Below are 2,090 nucleotides of genomic sequence, written 5' to 3' on the forward strand. Positions count from 1 at the left end.
GACCGCAGCAGACCCCACACCGCCGCGCCGGCCAGGTCACCGACATCCTCGGCGCCGTGGATCGCCACGGCGCCGCTGGTCACGAAAACCACCAGCGCCTCGGCGAATTCGTCGTCGGTGAGCAATCGCTGCACCACCGTCTGCACGGCGATCACCTGCTCGCGCACGGCGGCGGGAACGGACGCGGTGACATCGCTGTGCACGCGCACGACAACGAGATCGCGATCAGCGCGTGCGCAGCGCTCTACAGCTACCCTGCCGTCCACAGAGTCCAGCTCGGACCATTCACCCGGTCCCGCAGTGGGTTCGGGCGAGGGAACGGTCACCCAGTTCATCTCGTACAGTCCGCCGTCCGAGGATGCCGGGCGCTGACCCAGCGCTTCGAGGGAGATCTCGCGCAGCGCCAGTGATCGCGCACTGGCCACCGGCCTACCTGCCGAATCGGTGAGTTCGAGACCGATGCGGTCGGTGCCGACCGGTGTGAGGCGAACCCGCAGCGACGACGCGCCGACCGCATGCAGCGAGACGCCTTCCCAGGCGAACGGGAGCCGGATCTTGCCGGATTCGGTCGGGCCGACCGTGCCGGTCGCGATCATCGCGTGCAGTGCGGCGTCGAGCAGCGCGGGGTGCAGACCGAACTCGGCGGCCTCCCCGATGGCTGATTCGGGCAGTGCCACCTCGGCAAAGACCTCGTCGCCGTGGCGCCAGATCTGGCGCAGACCTCGAAAAACAGAGCCGTAGTCGTAACCGACCGCGGCCATCGCCTCGTACGGGTCGCCGACGGCCACCGCCACCGCACCCACCGGCGGCCAGGCACCCCCGGCCGGCACCGCGATCTCGTCCGACGGTTGCACGGTGCCGGTGGCGTGTCCGGTCCACGGCAGCTCCTCCACCGACGCTGTCTGTAGGCGCGAGTACACCCCGACTGTCCGATACCCGGATTCCTCGGCCGGTCCGACCAGCACCTGCAGTTCCACCGCGCCGGTCTCGGGAATCACGAGCGGGGCTTCGAGAACGAGTTCGCCGACGGTCGGGCACTGAACGAATTGACCTGCATGCCAAGCGAGTTCGATGAACGCGGTACCGGGCAGCAGCACCGCGCCACCGATCCGGTGTCCGGCCAGCCACGGGTGCGAGTGCAGCGACAGTCGCCCGGTCAGCAGCAGTCCACCGTCCTGAGCGAGGCCGATCTTCGCACCGAGCAGCGGATGGTCGTCGGCGTCGAGCCCGGCGCCACGCACATTGCTGCCCTCGCTCACCTCGAGCCAGTACCGATCGCGCTGGAAGGCATAGGTCGGCAGGTCTACCGGGCGGGCGTCGGCGCCTTCGAAGAGCGAGCCCGGATCCAGCGCTGCCCCGTGGGAATACAGAGTGGACAGTCCTGCGACGAACGCGAGGTCGCCCGCGATGCCCGGCCGCTGCAACGCGACGGCGGCCATCGCCGCGCCGTCGTCGACGATCTCGTGCACCATCGCCGTCAGCGCGGCCCCCGGCCCCAACTCGGCAAAGCAGTTGACCCCGCCCTGTTCACGGGCCCACCGCACCGCGTCCAGGTAGCGAACCGGCTCACGCAGGTGGCTCACCCAGTATTCCGGCGAGCACAACTGCGCGGCCTCGGCCACCTTGCCGGTGAGCGCCGAGATCACCGGCAAGGTCGGCGGGCGATGGGTCAGACCCCGGCAGACTTCACCGAATTCGGCCAGCACCGCGTCCATCTGGGGCGAATGGAACGCATGACTCACCCGCAATCGGTGGGTACGCACGCCGTCGGCCGCCAACTGCTCGGCGATGGCCGTCACGGACGCGTGCGCACCCGAAACAACCACGGACGCGGGCCCGTTCACCGCGGCGATGCTCACGTCGTCGTATCGACGCACGAGTTCGGCGACGGTCTCGGAGTCCGCGGCGACCGAGACCATCGCCCCACCCGGCGGCGCGGACTGCATGAGCCGACCACGGGCGGCGACCAGGGTGCAGGCATCCGGCAGCGACCAGACCCCGGCCACATAGGCCGCCACGATCTCACCGATCGAGTGACCGAGCACGAATGCCGGTCGCAATCCCCAGGATTCGGCCAGCCGGTACATCGC

Annotated in this window: 1 protein-coding gene; it reads right to left on the reverse strand. The window is 69.6% G+C overall.

Annotation, left to right across the window (positions count from 1 at the left end; genetic code table 11):
- Positions 1 to 2,090, reverse strand: a 2,090-nt coding sequence (locus ACFWF3_RS33550; RefSeq protein WP_379317983.1) for an acyltransferase domain-containing protein, incomplete at both ends; no start/stop codon positions are given.

The sequence above is a fragment of the Nocardia sp. NPDC060220 genome, assembly GCF_042727815.1.
GTDB lineage: Bacteria > Actinomycetota > Actinomycetes > Mycobacteriales > Mycobacteriaceae > Nocardia.